Raw genomic sequence first — 1,713 nt, 5'->3', positions numbered from 1 at the left:
ATGCGGCGATGAATCTATCCAATCTTGATGGCAGTAATGGTTTTCGTCTGGATGGTGAATTGGTACGTGATTATTCAGGCCGATCTGTGAGCAACGCCGGTGATGTCAACGGGGATGGATTTGATGATGTAATCATTGGCGCTCCAGGCGTTAGTTACAACGGCTCCAGTTATGTAGTATTTGGGCGCGCATCAGGATTCGATGCGGCGATGAATCTATCCAATCTTGATGGCAGTAATGGTTTTCGTCTGGATGGAGATTTCAGAGGTCAATCAGGTGCTTCAGTTAGCACTGCGGGCGATGTGAATGGTGATGGTTTTGATGATGTGATTACCGGGACTGGGAGTTCCAGTTACGTGGTATTCGGCAAAGCGGCGGGATTTGATGCGACGATGAGCTTATCCGATCTGGATGGTAGTAACGGCTTTCGCATGAAGGGAGGAAGGTACGATATTTTAAGTGGATCGAGCAATGCCGGAGATATCAACGGGGATGGATTTGATGATGTGATTATTAGTGTCCGGGGAGCTCGAGTAGGTGATTATTATTATGGCTATAGCTACACCCGTGGAGGCAGCTATGTGGTATTCGGCAAAGCGTCAGGTTTTGATGCGGTGGTGGATTTATCCAGCCTCGATGGCAGTAATGGTTTCCGACTGAACGAAGAAGGTGATTACCAGGGCGTATCGGCCAGTGGTGCGGGCGATGTCAATGGTGATGGGTTCGATGATTTGGTCATCGCTGATCCTGATGAACAGAATCGCGATGGTGATGCTGGCTCGAGCTCCAGCTACGTGATGTTTGGCAAAGCTTCGGGATTCGATGCGGTAACGGATTTATCCGATCTTGAAGGGAACACGGGTTTCCGGTTGGACGGGGTGGCGAAGGAAGGTGTCCTGGTTACATCGGTCAGCAGTGCCGGGGATGTGAATGGGGATGGCTTTGATGATTTGATTGCCGGTGCCCCCGGGGCTGATTTGAATGGCAAAAATTCAGGCTCCAGCTTTGTCATCTTTGGCCGCAGCGACTTTGCCGCTGGACCCGATTTCGTGGGCACGCCCGGGGATGATGTTTTTACCGGTACTCCCGCTGCGGAAAGTTTTGTAACGTTTGATGGTGATGACCGGATGATTGGCGGAGGTGGTGCGGACTCGTTCGCCGGGGGAGCGGGCGACGATGTGATGCAGATCGCAGATGCGGGCTTTGTGCATGCCGATGGCGGTACCGGTTTTGATACCTTGGAATTGGCGGGTGGTGGATTTAATCTGAATCTATCCGGCGCCGGAGACAGAATAGAAAGTATCGAGGCCATTGACATGACAGGTAATGGAAATCATAAGCTGATCTTGTCAATGCAGGATGTGCTGAATCTGTCGGATGAAACCAATACCCTGAGAATAAAAGGCGATGCCGGGGATAGCGTGGCCGGACTTGGCAGCGGCTGGGTGGATGGCGGTATTCAGGGTAATGTTCGCACTTACATTCACTTTCAACAAGAAGCCGTGTTGCAGATCGATGCGGTCGTGAGCACGGATTTTGTGGAAGATAATGCTATTAATTTATTTAGTCTCAACGGTAGCAACGGTTTCCGTCTGGATGGTGATGCAGAGCATGATCGCTCGGGCTACTCTGTGAGCAATGCGGGGGACGTCAATGGGGATGGTTTTGATGATGTGATTGTCGGTGCTCGCGGTGCTAATGGTAATTCTTCCG

Annotated in this window: 1 protein-coding gene; it reads left to right on the top strand. The window is 51.1% G+C overall.

From position 1 onward, the window contains the following. A partial coding sequence (locus tag QZV86_RS09245) for an integrin alpha (RefSeq protein ID WP_295626765.1) occupies positions 1-1,713 on the top strand: 1,713 nt, incomplete at both ends.

It is taken from the genome of uncultured Nitrosomonas sp., assembly GCF_902826915.1.
Classification (GTDB): Bacteria; Pseudomonadota; Gammaproteobacteria; order Burkholderiales; family Nitrosomonadaceae; genus Nitrosomonas.
Note: the sequence above shows the minus strand (reverse complement) of the source record. Positions and strands in the feature narration are given on the sequence as shown.